Origin of the sequence: Paenibacillus brevis (assembly GCF_018919145.1) — a bacterium.
GTDB classification, from domain to species: domain Bacteria; phylum Bacillota; class Bacilli; order Paenibacillales; family Paenibacillaceae; genus Fontibacillus; species Fontibacillus brevis.
The window spans coordinates 1-760 of sequence record NZ_JAHLQJ010000053.1 but is presented as its reverse complement, the minus strand read 5'-3'; the positions used below and the strand labels follow the sequence as shown (position 1 = coordinate 760).

Sequence of the window (760 nt, the reverse complement as noted above, 5' to 3'; positions counted from 1 at the left end):
ATGATTGGGGTGAAGTCGTAACAAGGTAGCCGTATCGGAAGGTGCGGCTGGATCACCTCCTTTCTATGGAGAATCGTCTTCGGAGAGCGAAGACATTCAAATAGGTTCGGTCAGCGCAAGCTGCCGGATCCAATCGCTTTGCGTAAGCAAAGCAACCAAATCAGGTCTTAGGCCTGTTACTCACTCGTTGGTCAGTTTTGAGAGTTCAACTCTCGCGCGTTTGGTGGCGATGGCGGAGGGGTTCCACGCGTACCCATCCCGAACACGACCGTTAAGCCCTCCAGCGCCGATGGTACTTGGACCGAAGGGTCCTGGGAGAGTAGGACGTTGCCAAGCGCATCCCTTTAAGGGTTTTGCAATTAAATATCCCGATTATGGGCCCTTAGCTCAGTTGGTTAGAGCGCACCCCTGATAAGGGTGAGGTCGGTGGTTCGAGTCCACTAGGGCCCACCATCTAACCCATAATTAAACTTCATGCTTGTCGGGGTCCTCGAAAAGTATTCGGAATAAACTTCGGAGCATGTCGTCACTTTTTGGGGTGAATATGGGGCCATAGCTCAGCTGGGAGAGCGCCTGCCTTGCAAGCAGGAGGTCAGCGGTTCGATCCCGCTTGGCTCCACCATAAGATTACCTTGATCCTTGAAAACTGGATAACGAAACGAAGAATCTGCGAATTAGAACATTCCTTTTAGCTGAACTTGTGTCACAGCAAGTGAAGTAATCGGTAGTGAATACAGATGCGAAAGTTTTGGGACTGGGG

General features: G+C 51.1%; 2 tRNA genes and 2 rRNA genes. All 4 read left to right on the top strand.

Annotated features, from left to right (window positions below):
- A 16S ribosomal RNA gene (locus KQJ23_RS23575) occupies nt 1–63 on the top strand; the annotation flags it as partial.
- Between the two features lie 156 nt (nt 64–219).
- A 5S ribosomal RNA gene (gene rrf, locus KQJ23_RS23570) occupies nt 220–336 on the top strand.
- A gap of 40 nt (nt 337–376) precedes the next feature.
- Nucleotides 377–453 (top strand) — tRNA-Ile (locus KQJ23_RS23565).
- Between the two features lie 93 nt (nt 454–546).
- Nucleotides 547–622: transfer RNA gene (locus KQJ23_RS23560), tRNA-Ala, on the top strand.
- Nucleotides 623–760 lie beyond the last annotated feature (138 nt).